Source organism: Mycolicibacterium sp. XJ879 (assembly GCF_053483935.1).
On record NZ_JBEFTH010000001.1, the window covers coordinates 448,303 to 466,479 of the forward strand.

The window sequence follows — 18,177 nt, forward strand, 5'->3', positions numbered from 1 at the left end:
GGGAGCAGACCTTACCGAGGGATGGCCCAGCATGCCCGGAAGTCGTTAATCCACCCATGTCGCCACATTGGCCGGTCCGTACCATGGGGCCGTGACTCCGGTGGTAACGCAGCAGGCGCAGGCAACCGCGTCGACGCGCACGCGCACGGCGAACGCCGACCGCGACGTGCGCAGCTACCAGGTCCGCACCTACGGCTGTCAGATGAACGTGCACGATTCCGAGCGGCTCGCTGGTCTGCTGGAGGCCGCGGGCTACCGCAAGGCCGGCGACGGTGAGGACGCCGACGTTGTGGTGTTCAACACCTGTGCGGTCCGCGAGAACGCCGACAACAAGTTGTACGGAAACCTCAGCCACCTGGCCCCGCGCAAACAGTCCGATCCCAACATGCAGATCGCGGTCGGCGGGTGTCTGGCGCAAAAGGACCGCGACACGGTGCTGCAGCGGGCGCCGTGGGTTGACGTGGTGTTCGGCACCCACAACATCGGGTCGCTGCCGGCGCTGCTCGACCGGGCCCGCCACAACAGGGCCGCCCAGGTCGAGATCGTCGAGGCGCTCGAGGAGTTTCCCTCGGCGCTGCCGGCCGCACGCGAATCCGCCTACGCCGCTTGGGTATCGGTGAGCGTCGGGTGCAACAACACCTGCACGTTCTGCATCGTGCCCGCGTTGCGCGGTAAGGAGGTCGACCGCCGACCCGGCGACGTGCTCGCCGAGGTGCAGTCGCTGGTGGACCAGGGCGTGCTGGAGGTGACGCTGCTCGGGCAGAACGTCAACGCCTACGGTGTGTCGTTTGTTGACCCGGAACAACCGCGTGACCGCGGCGCATTCGCCAAGTTGCTGCGGGCGTGCGGACGCATCGACGGCCTGGAACGGGTGCGGTTCACCTCGCCGCACCCCGCCGAGTTCACCGACGACGTCATCGAGGCGATGGCGGAGACGCCCAACGTGTGCCCCACCTTGCACATGCCGTTGCAGTCCGGTTCGGACCGCGTGCTGCGCGCGATGCGCCGGTCCTACCGCGCCGAGCGGTATCTGGGCATCATCGACCGGGTCCGCGCGGCCATCCCGCACGCCGCGATCACCACCGACCTCATCGTCGGCTTCCCCGGCGAGACCGAGGACGACTTCCAGGCCACCCTCGACGTGGTGACGCAGGCCAGGTTCGCCAGCGCGTTCACCTTCCAGTACTCCAAACGACCCGGTACGCCCGCGGCGCAGTTCGACGATCAGATCCCGAAAGCCGTTGTCGGCGAACGCTATCAGCGGCTGATCGACCTTCAGGAGAAGATCTCACTCGAGGCGAACCGGGCGCAGGTGGGCCGTACCGTCGAGTTGCTGGTCGCCACCGGAGAGGGGCGCAAGGACGCCAGCACAGCGCGCATGTCCGGGCGGGCCCGCGACGGCCGGTTGGTGCACTTCAACCCGTCCGGCCGCGAGATTCGCCCCGGCGACGTCATCACCACGACGGTCACCGGCGCCGCGCCGCATCATCTGATCGCCGATGCGCCCGTCGGCACCCATCGGCGTACCAGGGCCGGCGACGCCCACGCCGCCGGGCAACGGCCCCGCACCGGCGTCGGCCTCGGGATGCCGGGGATCGGCGCGCCAACACAGCACGAAACGTCGACCGGGTGCGATCGATGAACGCCCCCGGCAACGGCAACTTCGACCAGTTCAAGGAAGAACTCGAAGCCGCCGAACGCCGCGTCGCCGGTGAAATCGATCCCGGCGCACGAGCTTTGATCATCGCCATCGGCGTTTTCGTGTTGTTGTTGTCCTTCTTGTTGCCGCACACCGGCGCCGCCAACGGCTGGGATGTGCTCGTCCACAGCCAGGACGCCACCGGCGCCGCCGTGTCGCTGCCGTCGCGGTTGTTCATCTGGCTCGCGCTCGTGTTCACCGTCGGGGTCTCGATGTTGGCGCTGTTGACGCGGCGCTGGGCGCTGGCCTGGATCGCGCTGGCAGGTTCCTCGGTAACGTGCGTGCTGGGGCTGCTGGCGGTGTGGTCCCGGCAGACGGCGGCCGAGCCGTACCCGGGACCCGGGATCGGGCTCATCCTCGCGTGGCTGACGGTGATCGTGGTGACCTACCACTGGGCGCGCGCGGTGTGGGCGCGCACCGCTGTGCAGCTCGCCGCCGAGGAGGCGCGTCGCCAGGAGGCCGCCAAGCGCCAGCGGCGGGGTTTGTTGGAGCGGTTCGACGACGACGATCCCGACAAGCCGACGGACTAGCCGCTCAGGACTGGGTCGGACACGCTTCAACCGGGACTTTCATCGTCAGATCGCCCTGCTTTTCGAAGCGGAAAGTGACATCCACCGATGTGCCCGGGCGTGCGGATTCGCGGAGCCCCTCGACACGCACCGATGTCGGTTCGTCGGGGCCGGCGTATCGGCCGACGTCCTCGATCGGTTGGCCCGCGGCGATCGACGTGCGGGGCGGAATCTCCAGCGTTGCGTTCGGAGCGATGCGGATGGCCTCGGCCGCGTCGGATTCGATGGCGAGCAGTGTCTCCGACTCGCCGGACCGGTTGTTGGTCGCGGTGAACGTGAGCGCTGCGTCCTCGCCGACCTGTATGGCACAGGATCCAGGTAGGAAACGCGGCACGATGTAGGCGTTCTCGACCGACGTCTGCGCTGTCTGCGTGTTGGCGCCGCGGTTGGACGAACCGATCTCCGAGCCGCCCCCGCAGCCCGCCGCCAGCAGCGCCAACACCGCTCCGGCCGTCACGCCGCGGTGGCGTATGGAAGCGAGTCGTTGCATATTGCGGGAGTTCCCAGTCGCCGTCGCGTTACACGCCGTAGTCCTGCTGACATCACTGCGAGTGTTCACGGCGCTTTATCAGGAGCAGCTCAGGTAATCGTCCGCGCGCGTCGATAACGTGAATGACAGACCGGTCTGCAGCCCTTGGACATGGGGGATTGCCGACCGGTCTTTGTCATAAGCGATACAGGGAGGTGGCTGTTTTGTCCGCCCTGCTGCAAACAGGCGAACGGATCGACCCCGCACAGCGCGACGACGACTACGCCGACGTGAGCCCCATGTGCAACGAACTGCGCAACACCTCAGACCACGCGAAGCGACGGCGGTTGCGCGCCCGCATCATTTCCCGATGTCTGCCCTTGGCCGACCATATTGCGCTGCGCTTTGCAGGACGCGGTGAATCGGCCGAGGACCTGGCACAAGTGGCCCGGCTGGGTCTGATCAAAGCTGTCGACCGCTACGAACCCGACCGCGGGCCGTTCCTGCCCTATGCCGTGCCGACCATCATGGGCGAGGTTCGACGCCACTTTCGCGACCACACCTGGGGCGTGCACGTTCCCCGCTCGATCAAGGATTTGCACCAGCGCGTGTCTGCCTCCATCGGCTTGCTCTCACAGCGGCTGGGTCGCGCGCCGACGGCCAGCGAGGTCGCTGCCGACCTCGACGTGGACCGCGAAGACGTCGTGCGGGCCGTGGACATGTCCGACGCGTATCGGCCACAGTCGCTGGATGCCGCACCGTCGGGCAGCCGCAAAGACCGACCGGCCGGGGCGGCTCACGGCGCCACCGACCCCCGCTACGACAGCGTGGAAGACGCGCTCACCGTCGCCGACCTAGTGGGCCGGCTGACTGAGCGGCAACGGTTGATTCTGAGGTTGCGGTTCTGTGATGATCTGCCGCAGAGCAAAATCGGAGAACGTCTCGGCGTCTCCCAGGTACAGGTCTCTCGACTGCTTGCCGCGACGTTGGAGCGGCTGCGCGAGTACATCCACGAGGACGACGCGGTGCCCCCTGCGCGCTGATCGCCGTTCGGGCCTGCACAACATGTATGAGTGCCCGCCGAGCCGGGTAGATTGCCGGATGTGAAACGCATCGGTGTCGCTGCGGCATTCGCAACTGTGCTCATCGCCGCATCCGGATGTTCCAATCAGGCCGATCAACCGTCGGAGGCGTCACCGCCGCCTGCGAGCCCCACCACCACAGCCGCACCGGCCAACGCTCCCAACGCGACACCTGACGTCGGCGCCGGCTTCGCCGATCTGGTCGAACGCGTCAGCCCCAGCGTGGTGACCGTTCAGCGCGACGGCGGCGCGGGCAGCGGGGTGGTGCTGCGGCCCGACGTCGTGGTGACGAACGCACATGTGGTCGGTGAATCCCGCGATGTGACAATACTTTTCGCTGACGGTGAGAGTTCTCCCGGCCAGGTGGTCGGCACCGACACGGTGACCGATCTGGCGGTGGTGCGCACCGAACGCCAAGACCTTCCGGTGCCCGAGTTCCGCACGGATCTGCCGCGCGCGGGGGAGATCGCGATGGCCATCGGCAGCCCGCTGGGGTTCCAGAACTCCGTCACCGCCGGCATCATCTCCGGGCTGCACCGCGACATCCCCGGCTCGGCGGCGCAGACCCAGTCGTTGGTCGATCTGATCCAGACCGACGCGCCGATCTCACCGGGCAACTCCGGCGGGGCCCTGCTCGACGCCAGCGGCCGCGTCGTCGGCATCAACGAGGCCTACATCCCACCCGCGGTGGGGGCGGTGTCGCTGGGCTTTGCGATCCCGGCGGCCACCGTGCTCGATGTCACCGAGCAGCTGCTCGCCGACGGCCAGGCCACCCACCCGTACCTGGGCATCTCCACCGGTCAGGTCACCGCCGCCATTCAGCGCATGCTCGGCGTCGATGCCGAACAGGGAGCGTTGGTCGTCGGCGTCGACCCCGGCGCGCCCGCGGCCACCGCCGGGTTACGGCCCGGCGACGTGATCGTCGAACTCGGCGGCGAGCCGGTCGAGACCGTGGAGGACCTGCTGAGCGTGCTGCGTCAGACCCAACCGGGCGCCGAGGAGAAGGTGGTATTTGTGCGCGGCAGCGACCGCCAGGAGACGACCGTGACGATCGGATCCCGCACCGGCTGAGCGACGTTCAGCAGGCCGTCAGCAGGCTATGGCGATCCGGAACCCCGTGGTCGTTGGTTCGTTCGGGGACTCGGCGAAATACCCGTAGGCCGTGCCGGTGAAGTTGAGCACCGAACCGTCGCGGCTGACATCCAGTTTCCCGCTGCCGCCTTGCCAGGCGCTGCCGGTGAACCCGCCCAAGTTGGCGATCTTGACGAACTTGGCCTCGGGGGTACCGCCCTTGCCGACCATCGCGGTGAAACCGCTCGCCTCGTCACCGCCGTCGATGGTCAGCAGCCACTGAATCTGGTTGCACCGCACGTACAGGCGCCCGCCGGTGTCTTTTCCGTCGATGGCGGCCGTCGCGGTGTTGGGCGGCATTGCCGGTGGCTCCGACGGCGGCGACCCTGTTGAGCAGCCCGAGACCACGCCCCCCAGTAATGCGGCGATTACGACGAGTCGAATCATGATCTGTCCTGCGCGGTCGGTGGGCCACGAGATACCCCTGACGTCTCGAGGTCATACCTGCAGCCGCGTATAGCGCCCGGCGTTCAGGGGAAACCCGCTACCAGGATCCATCGAGGTGGCAAAAATGCACAACCGAACCGCTATCACCGCAGCAGCCGTCCTGATGATCTGCACCGGCTGCTCATCGGGCGCCAATGCGCTCGGCGAGCATCTGCTGCATCTGCGCGTCAACGGAAACGACGTAGGCGCTTACCCCGTTCACTGCTCCCAGGTGCAGTGGCTGTGGCGCCTCGAGACCATGGAGCAGTCGCCCGGCGTGGTCGCGCAGGTGAACACGGAAGACTCCATCGAGGCGCGTTCGGTGCAGATCAACAACTTAGGTGGATTCACAGGTACCTACTGGGAAGGCACCACCGGCGAGGCCGACGCCAGCCTGGTGGACGGCAAGTTCACGATCACCGGCACGGCGGTCGGGTTCTTTCACGACGATCCCGGCGAGCGCACCAGCGCGCCGTTCGAGATCAACACCGAATGCTGAACCGCCGGTAGGTCCTAACGTCCCTTGCCCAGGGCCTCGACGGCCGCGTCAGCCCACTGGCGCCACTGCTCGGCGTTCGCGCGCGCCTCGGCGGCGTCCTTGTCCCGGCCCGCTGCCGCCGCCTTCTCCGCTTGACGCTCGAATTGCTCTGCGCGGACACGGAACTGGTCGGCGCGCGCCTGCGCCTCGGGGTCCACACCGCGCGTCGGCGCATCGCGGACCTTCTTCTCCACCGCGCGCAGTCGACGTTCCAGTTCAGCCGCGCGCTCACGCGGCACCTTGCCGATCGCCTCCCACTTGTCGCCGATCACACGCAACGCGGCCCTGGCCGCGTCGAGGTCGGAGGTGTCGAGCTTCTCCGCCTCGGCCAAAAGCGCCTCCTTGGCTTGCGCGTTGGCGCGGAACTCCGCGTCCCGCTCGGCGCTGGCGGCGTTGCGCGCCGCGAAGAAGACGTCCTGGGCAGCCTTGAACCGCTGCCACAGCGCGTCGTCGACGTCCTTGGCCGCCCGGCCCGCGGCCTTCCACTCGGCGAGCAGCTCACGGAACGCGGCGCTCGTCGGACCCCAGTCGGTGGAGCCCGACAGCGCCTCGGCGCGTTCGCACAGCGCTTCCTTGGCTTGGCGCGCGCCGGCCCGTTCGCGGTCGAGTTCGGCGAAATGCGATCCGCGCCTGCGGTTGAACGTCTCGCGGGCCGCCGAGTAGCGCTTCCACAGCATGTCGTCGGTCTTGCGGTCCAGCCCGGTGATCGTGCGCCATTCGTCGAGGATTTCGCGCAACCTGTCGCCGGCGACCTTCCACTGCGTCGAGTTGGCGGCCAGTTCCTCGGCCTCGGCGGCCAGCGCCTCCTTGCGGGCGGTCTGCGCGGCGCGGTACTCCTCACGCCTGGCCTTCTCGGCCTGGGCGGCCTGGTCTGCGTGGTCGATGATCGCGGTCAACCGGGCGGCCAGCGCGTCCACGTCGCCGAGCACATGAGCGGTCGGCAGTGACTCGGCCAAGGTGGCCGCGGCGGCCTTGATCTTGCGGGCGTCGCCGCTGCCGGACTCCAGCCGCGTCTCCATCAACGCGACCTCGGTGTGCAGGTCATCGAAGCGACGACCGAAATGTTCGAAGGCCGCCTCGGGGTCGCCCGCCTGCCATGAGCCGATCACCCGTTCGCCTGACCCGGTGATCAGCCACACCGTGCCGTCGGGGTCGACGCGGCCGAACCGGTGCGGATCACTGGCCGGTGGTGCGATGACCGCTGGGGCGGGTCGGCCGGGACGCGGAACGGGACGCGGTGCGCCGGGGCGTGGGGTGGGTTTGGGCGGGAGAGCACCCTGTGTGGGTTTGGGCGGGAGAGCACCCTGTGTGGGTTTGGGCGGGAGAGCACCCTGTGCGGGCTTGGGCGAGGGGCTCGGGCCCCCGGGCTGGCTGGTCGTCATGTCCGTTTCCTCGTACCTCCGCGCGTAACCGCGCACCTGCCGCGCAACGCGGCGCCTGTTCGCTGTTCAACGCTATTCAAACAGGTTGCCGCGCCGCATGCGCACGGCTTCGGGATGCACGCTCTAGCCTCTTCTGGACACATACGACAAGGAGGCCGATGGGCGGCGTCAACGAGGCGACAGATCTCGCCGCCCTGCTGGCCATCGGCGCTGCCGTGTTCGTCGCGATCGGCGACGTCATCCACCAGCGGCAAGCACATCAGGTCACCGACGAACCGGTCGGCCACGCCGCGTTGTTCATGCGGTTGCTGCGTGATCGCCGGTGGTGGCTGGGCAGCCTCGTGGCCGCCGCCGGGTTCGGGTTGCAGGCCGCCGCGCTCGGCCTGGGGTCAGTGCTTCTGGTGCAGGCGCTGCTGGTCACGTCGTTGTTGTTCGCGCTGCCGCTCTCCGCGCGGCTGGCGCGCCGCCGGGTGACGCGGTGGGAGTGGACCTGGGCGGTGCTGCTCGCGGTCTCGGTGGCCGTCATCATCACGGTCGGCAATCCGACCGCAGGACAGGCCCGCGGATCGTCGGAGACGTGGATCGCGGTGCTGGCGGTGCTGGTTCCCGCGTTGGCGCTGTGCGTGATCGGGGCCAGGATCCTGACCGGAGCCGCCAGCGCGGTGCTGCTGGCGTTGGCCTCCGGTGCGCTGTGGGGACTGTTCGCGGTGCTGACCAAAGGGGTCGTCGCCCAGCTGGACTTCAGCAGTTGGGCCGGCGTCGCGGCGCTGCTGCGCAGCCCGGAGCTGTACGCGTTGGTGGCGGTGGCGATCGGGGGCACCGTATGGCAGCAGGCGTCGTTTCGCGCCGGGGCGCTGACCGCGTCGCTGCCGACGATGACCGTCGCCGAGCCGGTGGTGGCCTCGGTGCTCAGCGTGGTCGTGCTGGGGGAGGCGTTGCGCCCCGACGACGCCGGTTGGCTGGCGCTGGTGGTCGCCGTGGTCGTCATGGTGGCTGCGACGGGCGCGCTGGCCCGGGGCGAGGCGGCCAGCGCCGGTCAACCCGCAGCATCGCATTAGCGTGGTGGCGTGCTGAGCGCCATTGCCATCGTCCCGTCGGCACCGGTTCTGGTTCCCGAACTCGCCGCCGGCGCCGCCGCGGAGCTGGCGGACCTGCATCAGGCGGTGCGCACCGCGGCCGCCGCGCTGCCCGCACGCTGGATCGCGGTCGGGGTGGAGCGCGCTGACGCCGTCGTCGCACCGGATCGGCTCGGCACCTTCGCCGGCTACGGCGCGGACGTCCGCGTCGCGCTGGCCCCGGGCGTCGACGGCGAACCCACGTGGCTGCCGTTGTGCGCGTTGGTCACCGGCTGGCTGCGCGGTCAGGTCAACCCCGAAGCGCGCGCCGAGGTGCGGGTGTACGCCGACGCCCACGGCGCCGATACCGCGCTGGCCCGCGGCCGGGCGCTGCGCGCCGAGGTCGACGAGGCGGTCGAACCGGTCGGCGTGCTCGTCGTCGCCGACGGTGCGCACACGCTGACCCCGAGCGCGCCCGGCGGCTACGAGCCGGATTCGATCCCCGCTCAGCACGCGCTCGACGACGCGCTGGCCGCCGGTGACGTCGCGGCCCTGGCCCGGCTGGCCGCCGGTGACGTCGCGGCCCTGGCCCGGCTGCCCGCCGGGGCCGTCGGTCGGGTGGGCTATCAGGTACTGGCTGGGCTCACCGAACCCGGGCCCGCAACGGCCACCGAGCTGTACCGCGGAGCGCCCTACGGGGTCGGCTATTTCGTCGGCGTCTGGAAGCCATGACGCGTCCGATCGCGGTCATCGGACCGACGGGCACCGGCAAGTCGGAGCTGGCACTCGGTCTGGCCGAACGCGTCGGCGGTGAGATTGTGAACGCCGACGCCATGCAGCTGTACCGGGGGATGGACATCGGCACCGCTAAGTTGACGGTCCCCGAGCGCCGTGGCATACCGCACCACCAGCTCGACGTGCTCGAGGTGACCGACACCGCCAGCGTGGCGCGCTACCAGCAGGCCGCCGCCGCCGACGTGGAGGCCATCGCGACCCGCGGTGCGGTGCCGATCGTGGTCGGCGGGTCGATGATGTACGTGCAGTCGCTGCTGGACGAGTGGACGTTCCCGGCCACCGACCCGGCGGTACGGGCCAAATGGGAACAGCGGCTCGCCGAGGTCGGTGTGGCCGCGCTGCACGCCGAACTGGCGCGGGCGGACGCCGACGCCGCGTCGTCGATTTTGTCGACCGACGGCCGGCGCATCGTGCGGGCACTGGAGGTGGTCGAGCTGACCGGACAGCCATTCGCCGCGTCGTTCCCCGAGATCGGCGCGCCGCGCTGGGACACCGCCATCATCGGATTAGACTGGGACACAACCGTTCTCGATGTGCGCCTGCGGCAACGCACAGACAAGATGTTCGTCGATGGGTTGGTCGACGAGGTGCTGGTGCTGCTGGGCCGGGGCCTGCGCGAGGGCGTCACCGCGTCGCGCGCGCTGGGATACGCCCAGGTGATCGCCGACCTGGACAGCGGCGGCGACGGTGCCGGGGCCCGCGAGCCGACGTTCGTCGGCACCCGCCGCTACGTGCGCAGGCAGCGGTCGTGGTTTCGCCGCGACCACCGCATCACCTGGCTCGACGGCGCCGGCGCAGACAACGTCGAGTCGGCTCTGCGGGTGTGGCGCGACGTATCCTGAGCAGGTGAGGTTCGCCAAGGGGCACGGCACGCAGAACGACTTCGTGCTGCTGCCCGATCCCGATGCGGGGTTGGTGCTGACACCGGCCGCCGTGGAGGTGCTGTGCGACCGCCGCGGCGGGCTGGGCGCCGACGGCGTGCTGCGGGTGACCCGGGCGGGCGCCGCGCAGCGCGCAGGTGTGCTCGACCGCCTGCCCGAGGGCGTCGACGCCGACGACTGGTACATGGACTACCGCAACGCCGACGGCTCGATCGCGCAGATGTGCGGCAACGGCGTGCGGGTGTTCGCGCACTTCCTGCGCGCCAGCGGGTTGGAAACCCGCGACGAGTTCGTCGTCGGATCGCTGGCCGGCCCCCGCCCGGTGGTGTTGCACGACTGCGACGCCACCACTGCCAACGTCACCGTGGATATGGGCAAGGCCAACCACTTCGGTACGGGGGAGGCGATCGTGGGCGGGCGGCCGTTCGCCGGGCTGGCGATCGACGTGGGCAACCCGCATCTGGCGTGCGTGGATCCCGACCTGACCCTTGATGAGTTGGCCGCGCTGGACGTCGCGGCGCCGGTGTCCTTCGACCGGGTGCAGTTCCCCGACGGGGTCAACGTCGAGGTGCTGACCGCGCCGGCTGACGGTGCGGTGTCGATGCGGGTACACGAACGCGGTGTCGGCGAAACACGTTCGTGCGGAACCGGAACCGTCGCCGCGGCCGTCGCCGCCCTGGCGTTCGCCGGCGCCACCACGGGCACGCTGGACGTGCGCGTACCCGGCGGCGAGGTCACCGTCACCGTCACCGACGCCAGCAGCTACCTGCGTGGTCCGTCGGTGCTGGTGGCCCACGGCGAGGTATCGGAGGAATGGTGGCGCGCTGCCCAGCGTTAATTGAGGTGCATGAAAAGTGATCTCCGTGCGAACCTTGATTCGCCTATGACGTATCCCGAGTTTCCCATCGACGGCACACCCAGCACGGGTGAGCTCGCTCTCGAAGACCGTACCGCGCTACGCCGTGTCGCCGGCCTGTCCACGGAGCTGGCCGACGTCTCCGAGGTCGAGTACCGCCAGCTGCGGCTGGAGCGCGTCGTGCTGGTGGGTGTGTGGACCGAAGGCAGCGCGGCCGACGCCGAGGCCAGCCTGGCCGAACTGGCCGCGCTGGCCGAGACAGCGGGCTCGGAGGTGCTCGAAGGGCTGATCCAGCGCCGCGACAAGCCCGATCCCGCGACCTATATCGGCTCCGGCAAGGCCCAGGAACTGCGCGAGGTGGTGCTGGCCACCGGCGCCGACACCGTCATCGCCGATGGTGAGCTCAGCCCCGCGCAGCTCACCGCGCTGGAAAAGGCGGTCAGGGTCAAGGTGATCGACCGGACCGCGCTGATCCTTGACATCTTCGCCCAGCACGCCACCAGCCGGGAAGGCAAGGCACAGGTATCGCTGGCGCAGATGGAGTACATGCTGCCGCGGCTGCGTGGCTGGGGCGAATCGATGTCGCGGCAGGCTGGTGGCCGTGCGGGCGGTGCCGGCGGCGGCGTGGGTCTGCGCGGACCCGGCGAGACCAAGATCGAAACCGACCGCCGCCGCATCCGCGAGCGGATGGCCAAGCTGCGCCGCGACATCAAGGACATGAAGAAGGTCCGCGACACCCAGCGCAGCGGGCGTCGGCGCAGCGAGATTTCCTCGATCGCAATCGTGGGCTACACCAACGCGGGCAAGTCCAGCCTGCTCAACGCGCTGACCGGCGCCGGGGTGCTGGTGGAGAACGCGTTGTTCGCCACGCTCGAGCCCACAACGCGGCGAGGACAATTCGACGACGGCCGGCCGTTCGTGCTGACCGACACCGTCGGGTTCGTGCGACACCTGCCCACCCAGCTGGTGGAGGCGTTCCGCTCCACCCTGGAGGAGGTCGGCGACGCCGACCTGCTGGTGCACGTCGTCGACGGATCTGACGGCAACCCGTTGGCCCAAATCAACGCCGTACGGGAAGTGATCAACGAGGTGATCGCCGAGCGCAACCTCCAGGCGGTCCCAGAGTTGTTGGTGGTCAACAAAATCGACGTCGCCAGCGATCTCGCGCTGGCACAGCTGCGCCGGGCGCTTCCGGATGCGGTGTTCGTCTCCGCACACACCGGTGACGGGCTGGATCGGCTGCAGTCGCGGATGGCTGAGATGATCACCCCGACCGACACGGCGGTGGACGTGACAATTCCGTATGACCGAGGCGATCTCGTCAACAAGCTGCACGCCGACGGGCGAATCGACGCCACTGAGCACACCGCCGATGGCACGAGAATCAAGGCGCGCGTGCCGATCCCGTTGGCGGCCAGCCTGCGCGCATACGCGACGTTCTAGCGTTACCTCTGCTCGGTTTCCTGTCGTTTCTCAGCGGTTTCGGCCGCGGCGCGGGCACTTTCGGCTTCGGCTTCCTTCTGCGCGGCGTTGCGCTGCGCATCGGCCTTGTCCTGCTGGGCCTTGCCCTCGCGGTACAGGTCGTCGCGGCCCGCTACCGCGCCAGCGACCTCTTTGGCCTTGCCCTTGACGCCTTCCACGACGCCCTTGATCCCTTCCTCGGGACCGCTTTTGTTGTCGTCCGACATCGCTGTTTCCTCCCTGGCGGGTTGGTGTGCTCCGCAGATTCCCCGAACGACTCCGTCGCTAAACCAGTCGTGGCCGACGTCACGGCGCTGCCCCACGCGCGCAGGCCGCCGACCATCCGGTTGGCTGGGGTAAATTTGCGGATTCATCGAATTTCCGACCGGAGGTTTCCCATGGCCGGCGTCGTCCAATACGAGCGCACCCTTTTCGAGCCCGAGCACGACCTGTTCCGCGAGTCGTACCGGGCGTTTCTGGACCGCCACGTCGCGTCGCACCACGAACAGTGGGAACAGGACAAGATCGTCGACCGCAACGTCTGGCTGGAAGCAGGCAAGCAGGGCTTCCTCGGGATGGCCGTGCCCGAGGAGTACGGCGGGGGCGGCAACCCCGACTACCGCTACAACGCAGTGGTGGTCGAGGAGACCACCGCGGGCGGCTACAGCGGACTGGGTTTCGGCCTGCACAACGATGTGGTGGCCCCGTACCTGATCAAGCTGGCTAACGAGGAGCAGAAGCAGCGGTGGCTGCCGAAGTTCTGCTCCGGCGAAACCATTACCGCGATCGCGATGACTGAACCGGGCACCGGCAGCGACCTACAGGGAATCAAGACCCGCGCCGTCAAAGACGGTGACCACTACATCCTCAACGGGGCCAAGACGTTCATCACCAACGGCATCCACGCCGACCTGGTGATCGTCGTCGCCTGCACCGACCCGGACAAGGGAGCGATGGGATTTTCGCTGTTGGTGGTCGAACGCGGCATGGCCGGATTCGAACGCGGCCGCAAACTCGACAAGATCGGGCTGGATGCCCAGGACACCGCCGAACTGTCGTTCACCGACGTGCGAGTGCCGGCCGAAAACCTACTCGGCGAGGAGGGTCAGGGCTTCGTCTACCTGATGCAGAACCTGCCGCAGGAGCGCATCGGCATTGCGGTGATCGCCGCGGCGGCAATGGAGTCGACGCTGGAGCTCACCCTGCAATATGCCAAGGAGCGCAAGGCTTTCGGCCGTCCGATCGGCAGCCAGCAGAACAGTCGGTTCCTGCTTGCCGAGCTCGCCACCGAAGCCACGGCGGTACGGATCATGGTCGATGAGTTCATCCGCCTGCACCTCGACGGGAAGCTAACCGCCGAGCAGGCCGCGATGGCGAAATGGTATTCGACGGAGAAGCAGGTGTATTTGATCGACCGGTGCCTGCAATTGCACGGCGGCTACGGTTATATGCGGGAATATCCGGTTGCCCGCGCCTATCTGGACGCTCGCGTACAGACCATTTACGGCGGCACGACCGAGATCATGAAGGAGATCGTCGGCCGTTCATTGGGTGTCTGACTGCGAAGAATCCAGCTGTGGCCTGGCCGAATAGCTCGGGCAGCATTTTCCGAAGACGTGAAATTCGACCGTTGTCGGCGGGCACGACTTGCCAGGTGTTCGAAACTTTCCCGCACCGGCCAGGTATTTTCTCTCCAAGGTCGGCGTGTTCCTCTCGTTGTTGACGCCATTTGACGGCACAGTTGACGGCGCGGTACCGAATCAGGAATCAGGCGCCGACCGCGGGAGGATCTGATGAGCGGGCATGGGACCCGGCGTAGGTGGCGGATCGGCCAGTTGGCCGTCGGCCTGTTGTCGGTGGCGGCGTTGGTCTTGACGGCGCCGGCCGCGTCGGCCCAGCCGGAGGTCGAAGCCAACACTGCGATCACGGCCGCCTGGGAGGCCAGCGGCGGCGACGGCGGCGTGCTCGGGCCCAGGCAGGGCGAGGTCTATGCCGTCGGCGAGGGCTTCGCCCAGGATTTCGCCGGCGGCAAGATGTTCTTCACCCCGGCCACCGGCGCGCACTTCATGACGGGCGCGATCCTGGATAAGTACGAATCGTTGGGCGGGGCCGCCGACGGCGACCTGGGATTCCCCAAAATTGACGAAAGCCCCGGACGCGCCCCCAACAGCCGCAACTCCACGTTCAGCGCCAGCGACAACCCGGTGATCTTCTGGACACCCGACACCGGCGCGCATGTCGTCCGCGGACCGATCAACGCGGCGTGGGACGAACTCGGCGGATCGTCGGGACCGCTGGGCGTGCCCACCGAGGATGAGCGCTACCAGGGCGACATCGTCAGCCAGAAATTCTCCGGCGGCGAGATCACCTACAACACCAAGACCAAAACCTTCACCACCGTGCCACCGGAGCTGGCCGCCCAATTGGAGGACTTGCAGATCCCGGAGGACCCGGTAGCCGCGATCAACGCCGCACGACGGGCTGCGGGCGGGCCGATGGGGCCGCTCGGCGCCGCCGAAGGCCCGCCGTATCCCATCGGCGCCGACGGCCTCGCCCAGAACTTCGCAGGCGGCAAGATCTTCTACTCACCGGACACCGGTGCGAACGTCCTGACCGGTCAGGTACTCGACAAGTACGAAAGCGTCGGAGGGCCCGAGGGCGATCTCGGATTCCCGGTCACCGGCGAGGTCGACGGCGGCATCACCAACAGCCGGATGAGCACGTTCGGCGCCGAGGACAAGCCGGTCATCTTCTGGACCCCCGACTACGGTGCGGTCATCGTGCGCGGCCCGATCAACGCGGCATGGGCCGAATTGGGCGGCGGCGAGGGCCCGCTCGGGGCTCCCACTGCCGATCAGTCCGAGGACGGCGACGTCATCACGCAGCGGTTCAGCGAGGGCGCCATCTCGTGGGACCGGTCGACGAACTCGTTTACCACCGAGCCGGCCAACCTGGCGCCGCAACTGGCCGGGATGGAGGTACCGGGCCAGACCGCGCCCGCCGCACCCCCGTCGGCGCAAGGCGTAAACGGTAACGACGGCAACGGTTTTCAGTGGAGCTGGTGGTGGCTGCTGGCCATCGTGCCCGCGCTGATACTGATCGGGTTGGTGGCCTTTGCGACGCTGCGCAACCGCCGCGGCGGCGATGACGACGAGTTCGCACTGGGCCGCGATGGGCTGGACGACGGCGGGTACGACCAGGAGCGGTTCGGCGCAGACGACGGCGCCGCACCTCTGTACAGCGCAGGCGACGACGACGTGGCATCCCTGTACAGCGCCGGGGACGACGACGTACCCGCCTACAGCGCAGCGGACGCCCCGGAACCCGGGGTGTTCGGCGACGACTACGACGCGGCGTTGTTCGGCGACCGCTACGCGCGTGAGGGCTTGGACTCGCTGTCATCGCCGACCGACGACGCTGCCACCCCAGAGCCGGTGTCGTCGAGCCCGTGGGAAGCGCCACCGCCCGTCGACGCAGAACCAGAACCCGAAGCCGCGGACGAACCGCCGGCGGCGGAGTTCGACGAGGAAGACCCCGACAACGTCGACACTGCGCCGACGCGGGTGCCCACGGAGGCCGAACGTAGCGCGCTGACCGACACGGGTCGGCACGCCCGCATCGAGCCCGAGGAGCCCGAGCCCGCACAGCCGGCGTTCCGCCTGCCCCTCGACGACTCCAACGACGCGCCGGAGGGTTATCCGATCAAGGCCGACACGCAGTCGGGCCGGTACTGGCTACCCGACACCGTGGGCTATGAGGATACGCGGGCCGAAATCTGGTTCACCAGCGAAGAATTCGCGCGCGCGAACGGCTTCGTCCGCGCCGACTAGGTGCCGACTAGACCTTACGGATCACGGTCACGACCTTGCCGAGCACGGCCGCCTCGTTGCCGGGGATCGGGTCGAACGCGGGATTGTGCGGCATCAGCCACACCTGGCCGCTGGTGCGTTTGAATGTCTTGACCGTTGCTTCACCGTCGATCATCGCCGCGACGATGTCACCGTTTTCGGCGACGTTCTGCTGACGGACGACCACCCAGTCCCCGTCGCAGATCGCGGCGTCCACCATCGATTCACCGACGACCTTGAGCAGGAACAACGACCCCTCGCCGACCAGCTCACGCGGCAGTGGGAACACATCCTCGACGGCCTCCTCGGCCAGGATCGGCCCACCCGCAGCGATGCGGCCGAGCACCGGCACGAAGGTCGGTTCAGGTAGCGCGTCGGAGCCTGCCACCTCGGTGACTGCCGGCATCACGTGGTCGTCGACCCCCCGGACGTCCACGGCCCTGGGCCGGTTGGGGTCGCGGCGCAGATAGCCCTTGCGCTCCAGCGTGCGCAGCTGATGAGCCACCGACGATGTCGACGTCAGGCCGACCGCATCACCGATTTCCCGGATGCTCGGCGGATATCCGCGGGTGCTGACCGAGGCGCGGATGACCTCGAGGATGGTGCGCTGACGCTCGGTCAGACCCGTGTCGGGCCGTCGGCGCGCACCGGTGTTGTCGGTATCGCCGGGGGAATCGCTGCTGGAATCCATGGCGCCGAATGTAACGCGCCGCCGACGATTAATCAAACATGTGTTCGACGCGTGTCGCGAGCAACCCGAGCGGCATTCGCGCGCCCGGATTTGTCAGACCGCCTCGCTATCGTTTGCAACAGTTCGATCACACGTTCTATTAATCGAACATGTGATCGACTATCTTCGAACACAGGAGCGAACGACGCGAGTGGGAGGCAGGCAGATGACGATCATCGAAACCCGGAAGAATTCGGCGGCACCCGCGGCCAGGCCGGGTGTCCGGCCGTCCGGCGCACGACGGAGGCGGCCGACCCGGCGGCCGGGCGGGGCGCCGATCAGGTATCGGGGGAGCGGTGTGGTGGTGTCGCGGGCACCGCATCGGCGCCGCCCGATCACCCCGGCCACCACGGTGGTTCTCGCGCTGATTGCAGCGGCGATCACGGTGTGGCTCGGACTGGTCGCGCAGTTCGGCGGGGTGGTCGGTAGCCCTGCCGCGGTGCCGGATCGGCTCGCGGTGGTGCAGGTGCACACCGGGGAAACGCTGAACCAGGTGGCTGCGCGGGTGGCGCCCGACGCGCCGGTCGGCGCGGTGGTGGAACGGATCCGTGAGCTCAACGAACTCGACTCCGCGGTGCTGGACGCGGGCCAGACGCTCATCACGCCGGTCGGCTGACGACATCGTGGGCGCTGAAAAGAGGTGCCGCACACCGGTGTTCGTCGACATTTCGGCCAGGTATGCCCGATTCGCCCCGGCGCTGGGCCATCGGGGTGCGGCGCAGGTACGCTCAGAGTCGTCCCAGGTAGTCGTGTGTTGGCGTGGCGAAGGAGCGGTGATGCACTGTCCGTTCTGTCGCCATCCCGATTCGCGGGTGGTCGATTCCCGCGAGACCGACGAAGGTCAGGCTATCCGCCGACGCCGCTCGTGTCCGGAGTGCGGCAAGCGGTTCACCACGGTGGAGACGGCGGTGCTCGCGGTGGTCAAGCGCAGCGGGGTCACCGAGCCGTTCAGCCGCGAAAAGGTCGTCGACGGTGTCCGGCGGGCCTGTCAGGGCCGCCAGGTTGACGATGACGCGTTGAACTTGCTCGCCCAGCAGGTCGAGGACACCGTGCGGGCGGCCGGCCCCGAGGTGCCCAGCCACGAGGTCGGGCTCGCCATTCTGGGCCCGCTGCGCGAGCTCGATGAGGTCGCCTATCTGAGGTTCGCCTCCGTGTACCGGGGTTTCAGCTCAGCGGAAGACTTCGAACGCGAGATCGAAGCGCTGCGGGCCCATCGTGAGGCTCCCCAGCCGTCCGCCGGCTGAGGCCGGATGCC

The 18,177-nt window shown here is 68.5% G+C and carries 19 protein-coding genes; 14 read left to right on the forward strand and 5 right to left on the reverse strand.

What is annotated here, in order from left to right:
* Nucleotides 1-166 precede the first annotated feature (166 nt).
* Both miaB and ABQF13_RS02265 read left to right on the forward strand, forming a co-directional pair.
* Nucleotides 167-1,642, forward strand: coding sequence for a tRNA (N6-isopentenyl adenosine(37)-C2)-methylthiotransferase MiaB (gene miaB, locus ABQF13_RS02260; RefSeq protein ID WP_448391379.1), 1,476 nt, complete (start codon nt 167-169; stop codon nt 1,640-1,642).
* Nucleotides 1,639-2,229 carry an Rv2732c family membrane protein gene (locus ABQF13_RS02265; RefSeq protein ID WP_448391064.1) on the forward strand — a complete coding sequence of 197 codons (591 nt, stop codon included), beginning with the start codon at nt 1,639-1,641 and terminating at the stop codon, nt 2,227-2,229. Before miaB ends, ABQF13_RS02265 begins: the two co-directional genes overlap by 4 nt.
* 4 nt (nt 2,230-2,233) lie before the next feature.
* Here ABQF13_RS02265 and ABQF13_RS02270 read toward each other — a convergent pair whose 3' ends face one another.
* Nucleotides 2,234-2,725: a copper chaperone PCu(A)C domain-containing protein gene (locus ABQF13_RS02270; protein ID WP_448391065.1), complete on the reverse strand. Its 492-nt coding sequence runs from the start codon at nt 2,723-2,725 to the stop codon at nt 2,234-2,236.
* Nucleotides 2,726-2,961: 236 nt separating this feature from the next.
* On the opposite strand from ABQF13_RS02270, the gene ABQF13_RS02275 reads away from it, so the two are divergent.
* Together ABQF13_RS02275 and ABQF13_RS02280 are read left to right on the forward strand one after the other, a co-directional pair.
* Nucleotides 2,962-3,780 (forward strand): SigB/SigF/SigG family RNA polymerase sigma factor, encoded by an 819-nt coding sequence (locus ABQF13_RS02275; RefSeq protein ID WP_448391066.1) that lies wholly within the window; start codon nt 2,962-2,964, stop codon nt 3,778-3,780.
* Between the two features lie 60 nt (nt 3,781-3,840).
* Nucleotides 3,841-4,890: a S1C family serine protease gene (locus tag ABQF13_RS02280; protein ID WP_448391067.1), complete on the forward strand. Its 1,050-nt coding sequence runs from the start codon at nt 3,841-3,843 to the stop codon at nt 4,888-4,890.
* A gap of 18 nt (nt 4,891-4,908) precedes the next feature.
* Here ABQF13_RS02280 and ABQF13_RS02285 read toward each other — a convergent pair whose 3' ends face one another.
* The gene (locus ABQF13_RS02285; RefSeq protein WP_448391068.1) at nt 4,909-5,250 is read right to left on the reverse strand and encodes a lipoprotein LpqH; all 342 of its coding nucleotides are present in this window, start codon (nt 5,248-5,250) and stop codon (nt 4,909-4,911) included.
* Nucleotides 5,251-5,500: 250 nt separating this feature from the next.
* Here ABQF13_RS02285 and ABQF13_RS02290 point away from each other — a divergent pair, with 250 nt between their 5' ends.
* Nucleotides 5,501-5,875, forward strand: a complete 375-nt coding sequence (locus ABQF13_RS02290; RefSeq protein ID WP_448391069.1) for a lipoprotein LpqH — start codon at nt 5,501-5,503, stop codon at nt 5,873-5,875.
* Between the two features lie 14 nt (nt 5,876-5,889).
* On the opposite strand, the gene ABQF13_RS02295 is transcribed toward ABQF13_RS02290, so the two are convergent.
* Entirely contained in the window at nt 5,890-7,296 is a 1,407-nt protein-coding gene (locus ABQF13_RS02295; protein WP_448391071.1) for a DUF349 domain-containing protein, read from the reverse strand.
* A gap of 158 nt (nt 7,297-7,454) precedes the next feature.
* On the opposite strand from ABQF13_RS02295, the gene ABQF13_RS02300 reads away from it, so the two are divergent.
* Genes ABQF13_RS02300 through hflX form a run of 5 tightly spaced genes read left to right on the forward strand, consistent with a single transcriptional unit; the run spans nt 7,455 to nt 12,326 of the window.
* A complete protein-coding gene (locus tag ABQF13_RS02300) occupies nt 7,455-8,354 on the forward strand; it encodes a DMT family transporter (protein ID WP_448391072.1) in 900 nt (299 codons plus the stop codon).
* A 9-nt stretch (nt 8,355-8,363) separates the two neighbouring features.
* The gene (locus ABQF13_RS02305) at nt 8,364-9,083 is read left to right on the forward strand and encodes a class III extradiol ring-cleavage dioxygenase family protein (RefSeq protein WP_448391073.1); all 720 of its coding nucleotides are present in this window, start codon (nt 8,364-8,366) and stop codon (nt 9,081-9,083) included.
* A complete protein-coding gene (miaA, locus tag ABQF13_RS02310; RefSeq protein WP_448391074.1) occupies nt 9,080-9,988 on the forward strand; it encodes a tRNA (adenosine(37)-N6)-dimethylallyltransferase MiaA in 909 nt (302 codons plus the stop codon). Before ABQF13_RS02305 ends, miaA begins: the two co-directional genes overlap by 4 nt.
* A gap of 4 nt (nt 9,989-9,992) precedes the next feature.
* Nucleotides 9,993-10,865 carry a diaminopimelate epimerase gene (gene dapF / locus ABQF13_RS02315; RefSeq protein WP_448391075.1) on the forward strand — a complete coding sequence of 291 codons (873 nt, stop codon included), beginning with the start codon at nt 9,993-9,995 and terminating at the stop codon, nt 10,863-10,865.
* A 45-nt stretch (nt 10,866-10,910) separates the two neighbouring features.
* On the forward strand, nt 10,911-12,326 hold the full coding sequence (hflX, locus tag ABQF13_RS02320; protein ID WP_448391077.1) for a GTPase HflX: 1,416 nt from the start codon (nt 10,911-10,913) through the stop codon (nt 12,324-12,326).
* Between the two features lie 2 nt (nt 12,327-12,328).
* On the opposite strand, the gene mbp1 is transcribed toward hflX, so the two are convergent.
* Nucleotides 12,329-12,571 (reverse strand): microaggregate-binding protein 1, encoded by a 243-nt coding sequence (mbp1, locus tag ABQF13_RS02325; RefSeq protein ID WP_448391078.1) that lies wholly within the window; start codon nt 12,569-12,571, stop codon nt 12,329-12,331.
* A gap of 171 nt (nt 12,572-12,742) precedes the next feature.
* Between mbp1 and ABQF13_RS02330 the strand changes: the two genes are divergently transcribed.
* Together ABQF13_RS02330 and ABQF13_RS02335 are read left to right on the forward strand one after the other, a co-directional pair.
* On the forward strand, nt 12,743-13,903 hold the full coding sequence (locus ABQF13_RS02330; RefSeq protein ID WP_448391079.1) for an acyl-CoA dehydrogenase family protein: 1,161 nt from the start codon (nt 12,743-12,745) through the stop codon (nt 13,901-13,903).
* A gap of 234 nt (nt 13,904-14,137) precedes the next feature.
* Entirely contained in the window at nt 14,138-16,174 is a 2,037-nt protein-coding gene (locus ABQF13_RS02335; RefSeq protein ID WP_448391081.1) for a sunset domain-containing protein, read from the forward strand.
* Between the two features lie 7 nt (nt 16,175-16,181).
* Here the strand turns inward: ABQF13_RS02335 and lexA are convergent, their stop codons facing one another.
* On the reverse strand, nt 16,182-16,883 hold the full coding sequence (lexA, locus tag ABQF13_RS02340; RefSeq protein WP_448391082.1) for a transcriptional repressor LexA: 702 nt from the start codon (nt 16,881-16,883) through the stop codon (nt 16,182-16,184).
* A 205-nt stretch (nt 16,884-17,088) separates the two neighbouring features.
* Between lexA and ABQF13_RS02345 the strand changes: the two genes are divergently transcribed.
* Together ABQF13_RS02345 and nrdR are read left to right on the forward strand one after the other, a co-directional pair.
* On the forward strand, nt 17,089-17,538 hold the full coding sequence (locus tag ABQF13_RS02345; RefSeq protein ID WP_448391083.1) for a LysM peptidoglycan-binding domain-containing protein: 450 nt from the start codon (nt 17,089-17,091) through the stop codon (nt 17,536-17,538).
* Nucleotides 17,539-17,698: 160 nt separating this feature from the next.
* Nucleotides 17,699-18,166, forward strand: a complete 468-nt coding sequence (gene nrdR / locus ABQF13_RS02350) for a transcriptional regulator NrdR (protein WP_448391084.1) — start codon at nt 17,699-17,701, stop codon at nt 18,164-18,166.
* Nucleotides 18,167-18,177 lie beyond the last annotated feature (11 nt).

What these genes read in the sequence shown, in the direction of transcription:
- ABQF13_RS02330 (WP_448391079.1), top strand. Translation starts at nt 12,743, where the DNA reads ATGGCCGGCGTCGTCCAATACGAGCGCACCCTTTTCGAGCCCGAGCAC.
- ABQF13_RS02290 (WP_448391069.1), top strand. Translation starts at nt 5,501, where the DNA reads ATGATCTGCACCGGCTGCTCATCGGGCGCCAATGCGCTCGGCGAGCAT.
- miaA (WP_448391074.1), top strand. Translation starts at nt 9,080, where the DNA reads ATGACGCGTCCGATCGCGGTCATCGGACCGACGGGCACCGGCAAGTCG.
- ABQF13_RS02335 (WP_448391081.1), top strand. Translation starts at nt 14,138, where the DNA reads ATGAGCGGGCATGGGACCCGGCGTAGGTGGCGGATCGGCCAGTTGGCC.
- ABQF13_RS02285 (WP_448391068.1), bottom strand. Translation starts at nt 5,250, where the DNA reads ATGCCGCCCAACACCGCGACGGCCGCCATCGACGGAAAAGACACCGGC.
- mbp1 (WP_448391078.1), bottom strand. Translation starts at nt 12,571, where the DNA reads ATGTCGGACGACAACAAAAGCGGTCCCGAGGAAGGGATCAAGGGCGTC.
- ABQF13_RS02300 (WP_448391072.1), top strand. Translation starts at nt 7,455, where the DNA reads ATGGGCGGCGTCAACGAGGCGACAGATCTCGCCGCCCTGCTGGCCATC.
- lexA (WP_448391082.1), bottom strand. Translation starts at nt 16,883, where the DNA reads ATGGATTCCAGCAGCGATTCCCCCGGCGATACCGACAACACCGGTGCG.
- ABQF13_RS02345 (WP_448391083.1), top strand. Translation starts at nt 17,089, where the DNA reads ATGACGATCATCGAAACCCGGAAGAATTCGGCGGCACCCGCGGCCAGG.
- hflX (WP_448391077.1), top strand. Translation starts at nt 10,911, where the DNA reads ATGACGTATCCCGAGTTTCCCATCGACGGCACACCCAGCACGGGTGAG.
- ABQF13_RS02265 (WP_448391064.1), top strand. Translation starts at nt 1,639, where the DNA reads ATGAACGCCCCCGGCAACGGCAACTTCGACCAGTTCAAGGAAGAACTC.
- nrdR (WP_448391084.1), top strand. Translation starts at nt 17,699, where the DNA reads ATGCACTGTCCGTTCTGTCGCCATCCCGATTCGCGGGTGGTCGATTCC.
- ABQF13_RS02295 (WP_448391071.1), bottom strand. Translation starts at nt 7,296, where the DNA reads ATGACGACCAGCCAGCCCGGGGGCCCGAGCCCCTCGCCCAAGCCCGCA.